Source organism: Shigella sp. FC1661, from assembly GCF_001712525.1.
GTDB classification, from domain to species: domain Bacteria; phylum Pseudomonadota; class Gammaproteobacteria; order Enterobacterales; family Enterobacteriaceae; genus Escherichia; species Escherichia coli.
In genome coordinates this window covers 1-3453 of the sequence record NZ_MDGW01000207.1, presented here as the reverse complement: position 1 = coordinate 3453, position 3453 = coordinate 1, and the positions used below count along the sequence as shown (strand labels likewise).

Genomic DNA, 3453 nt, shown 5'->3' with positions numbered 1-3453 from the left:
TCTTGTCATTGTGGAAAGGCCAACATCCATAGCTTTGGCGGCATCTGCCACCGTGTATTTCTGGTCAACAACCAGTTGAGCGGATTCGCGTTTAAACTCTGCGCTAAAATTTCTTTTTTTCATTGGAGCACCTGTGTTGTTCTGAGGTGAGCATATCACCTCTGTTCAGGTGGCCAAATTCAGTGTGCCACTTCAGTGTCCGTTAAACTCAGGCTACCTCAGCCTGAGGGCAGGTGTAAAACAATAATCAAGCATGGGGTTCATATCCATAGCTCCATTTTTATTTTAAGGAAAGCAACTGCTCTACGGTCATGTTTTTAATTGCGCCCCGGTTTACAAGAGTCCAGCCCTGTTTTTCCAGATAAAACCGGAAAGTCTCCAGGGTACAGACCAGTGCGCCATCAGGAACGGTTTCGGTGAATTCGACATTGCCGAATTTGTCGAAGTGAACAACCAGAGTGCGACCATCACCCGGAATCATCTTGTCAGCAGGTGGGGTGTTATTCTGGCGCAGTTCGGCCTCCATGCGGTCGAACTCAGCAATGTAGGCTTCCTTGAATGTGGCGGCTTTTTTGCCCGTGAAGCCCATCACCAGGAAAACGAAGCCGTTTTTGGTGATTTGGTAGGCGTTATAAGAATTGCCGCGGTGTTCGAATTTAACCCGCGAAAAGTTGCTGGTTAAAAATAGTTCAGAACATTCGAGGGATTCTATTTTTTGAACAACATGGTGATGCTGCTTGCCAAAAAACTCAGCAATCGAAATAGAAGTAGTGACGGCGCGACCATTTTCGATGGTTACGTCAGGGTGAGAAAGGGTAGTAGCCATAATGACATCCTCAAGTGATAAGTTAATTAACTCACCAGCAGAGGTGCTAATCTCATGGGTGGTGAGACGCACAGGGTTAGCACTACCGGTCACTCGAGAACCCGGCCAGCCTTGCGGCTGCCCCGCACGCCTCACCATAATTTGAATGTGGCTGTGCATTACGCATAAAAAAACCGCTTCAGCGCGGTTATGCGCTCGAGTAACTTTCGGGGTGCTAATCCCGGCACCCGTTTTATGAGGTGCAGGTACACTATAATTCCACCCGTTCTGGTTTTCAATAGCTACATTCAACATTTTCTCTTTCCTTTCATCACCGAAGTGAATTTTGTGATGCGGTGCCTAGTGCCTCCAGGTGACGTTAACCAGTTAACAATTACAGTCGGCTTTCCCACCCAAACCAATAAGGACTAACATGACTTTTAACTGTGCCGCGTGCGCTTAGCCGCATTCACCGCATCACAAAATTCACTTTAAAAAGGGCGGACATCAGCCAGCAATTAAACCGATGCCGCCAACTGGTACTTCACACAGCAATGTCGTTATTTACAACCGGAAGCGCACTCCCACCATTTAAATTTCACAGACAAGACCGACTCTTTATGAATACCGGAAATGCGCCTTCGTGTTGTGCCCGGTTTTATTTCACCACCTCCGGGCTTTGGTGGCCTCGGCTATACCTCTACAGCGAGAATATTGAATTAATCCAATAAATGGATTAGCTGGTATTTTTGGCAAGCCAGCGACGTGCGCCAGCTTCGGTTTTAAACGTTTTGCTTTTGGTATACGTCATGGCGGTGAATGTGCCGTCCTGATTGGGAAACACGCCACACACTAGGGATTCGTTGTTGCCAAGATCGATAGTATCCATGCTGACCTCATTTCCCCTTAACGCCGGGGTAGCGGAACTGTTTGCTGAGAACACCGTGCGGTGTCTTGATGAATGAAATTTAGAATAACCTAAGATGTGAAGTCAAGATTTTATGTAGAAAAACCTAAGTTTTTTTGATGTAAAAAACACAAGTGTTTGAAAGTTTGTGCTTTTTATTACAGGGTGTGGAGAAAAAAGGGGATTATTTGTTTGCGCTTCTTTTGCGAGCTTTGAGTAGTTCTTCAAAAAGTTTGTTGAAATTTTCAACTCGAGCACGCATCTCTGACAACAGGGCCTTTTGCTCTGACTCAGGCAGTGCGTCGAACAGTTGAAGTAACTCTTTTTGATCTTCTGTCAGAATGGCTGGCTGATTATCCGGGATCGGTTCGCCTGGTTGTTTATCTTCATCCCCAAAAAGAAGCCAAGTCGGTGAGCACTGAAGCGCTTGGCTCAGTGCGAATAATCTTTTCCCCGCCGGCTGTGTTTCATCTCTTTCCCATTGAGAAATTGTTACGTGAGCCACTTTGACCAGCTTACCTAATGCGACCTGAGACAGTTTTAATTTTTTACGCCTATGTAAGAGGCGAGCACCGAAGGTTTCGTTTTTCATATTAGGGAATTCTAATTTTTCTTGACTTAGGTTTCTCTACGATCTAGTTTTCTTAGGAAAATCTAAGGAGCTCGATATGTTGAAAATTGATGCTATAGCGTTTTTTGGCAGCAAAACAAAGCTTGCCAATGCCGCAGGAGTTAGGCTGGCAAGCATTGCTGCATGGGGGGAACTGGTTCCTGAAGGTCGCGCGATGCGCCTGCAAGAGGCATCTGGCGGGGAACTTTAGTACGACCCCAAAGTTTATGACGAATATCGTAAGGCAAAACGACCTGGGAAGGTGATTCATGAAAATCAGGCATGAGCACATCGAATCAGTGCTGTTAGCCCTGGCAGCCGAAAAAGGGCAGGCGTGGGTCGCTAACGCAATTACTGAAGAATATCTGCGGCAGGGGGGCGGCGAATTGCCTCTGGTACCAGGCAAGGACTGGAACAATCAGCAGAATATCTATCACCGTTGGTTGAAAGGTGAAACGAAAGCGCAAAGGGAAAAAATTCAGAAACTGATCCCTGCGGTTCTGGCAATTCTTCCGCGTGAGCTGCGTCACCGACTCTGTATCTTCGATACCCTGGAACGCCGTGCATTACTGGCGGCGCAGGAAGCGTTGAGTACGGCAATTGATGCGCATGATGACGCAGTTCAGGCCGTTTACCGGAAAGCACATTTCAGCGGTGGTGGGTCGTCCGACGATTCTGTCGTTGTGCATTGATGTTTATGCCGAACCTCCTCTGGTTCTGTTGATTGGGGAATCACAGATTATATCCGGAGGAAGGTTCGGCACCAGACGAGGTTTCTATATATGAGCATGAAACTAATGGCAAAAGCAATGGAAATTAAAGTGGGTAATCCATTGCGTAAGCTGGTTCTGATTAAGCTGGCTGTGAAGTGGCACACTGAATTTGGCCACCTGAACAGAGGTGATATGCTCACCTCAGAACAACACAGGTGCTCCAATGAAAAAAAGAAATTTTAGCGCAGAGTTTAAACGCGAATCCGCTCAACTGGTTGTTGACCAGAAATACACGGTGGCAGATGCCGCCAAAGCTATGGATGTTGGCCTTTCCACAATGACAAGATGGGTCAAACAACTGCGTGATGAGCGTCAGGGCAAAACACCAAAAGCCTCTCCGATAACACCAGAACAAATC

Annotated in this window: 6 protein-coding genes and 2 pseudogenes; 4 read left to right on the top strand and 4 right to left on the bottom strand. The window is 46.8% G+C overall.

The window, feature by feature from the left end; genetic code table 11:
* From BFF42_RS12815 to BFF42_RS12800, 4 genes are all read right to left on the bottom strand, one after another.
* A partial coding sequence (locus BFF42_RS12815) for an IS3 family transposase (RefSeq protein ID WP_005083954.1) occupies positions 1 to 123 on the bottom strand: 123 nt, incomplete at its 3' end.
* A gap of 157 nt (positions 124 to 280) precedes the next feature.
* Positions 281 to 1120, bottom strand: coding sequence for a Rha family phage regulatory protein (locus BFF42_RS12810; protein ID WP_000935605.1), 840 nt, complete (start codon positions 1118 to 1120; stop codon positions 281 to 283).
* A 421-nt stretch (positions 1121 to 1541) separates the two neighbouring features.
* On the bottom strand, positions 1542 to 1694 hold the full coding sequence (locus BFF42_RS12805) for a DUF1391 family protein (RefSeq protein WP_000379550.1): 153 nt from the start codon (positions 1692 to 1694) through the stop codon (positions 1542 to 1544).
* Between the two features lie 202 nt (positions 1695 to 1896).
* A complete protein-coding gene (locus tag BFF42_RS12800) occupies positions 1897 to 2304 on the bottom strand; it encodes a helix-turn-helix domain-containing protein (protein WP_146759042.1) in 408 nt (135 codons plus the stop codon).
* 76 nt (positions 2305 to 2380) lie between these two features.
* Between BFF42_RS12800 and BFF42_RS12795 the strand changes: the two are divergent.
* From BFF42_RS12795 to BFF42_RS12780, 4 genes and pseudogenes are all read left to right on the top strand, one after another.
* Positions 2381 to 2608: pseudogene (locus BFF42_RS12795) on the top strand (Cro/CI family transcriptional regulator).
* The gene (locus BFF42_RS12790) at positions 2592 to 3014 is read left to right on the top strand and encodes a toxin YdaT family protein (protein ID WP_000702027.1); all 423 of its coding nucleotides are present in this window, start codon (positions 2592 to 2594) and stop codon (positions 3012 to 3014) included. The pseudogene BFF42_RS12795 and the gene BFF42_RS12790 overlap by 17 nt, the downstream one beginning before the upstream one ends.
* 90 nt (positions 3015 to 3104) lie before the next feature.
* A pseudogene (locus tag BFF42_RS27735) lies at positions 3105 to 3185 on the top strand (helix-turn-helix domain-containing protein); the annotation flags it as partial.
* A 73-nt stretch (positions 3186 to 3258) separates the two neighbouring features.
* On the top strand, positions 3259 to 3453 hold a 195-nt coding region (locus tag BFF42_RS12780), incomplete at its 3' end, for an IS3 family transposase (protein ID WP_032291100.1).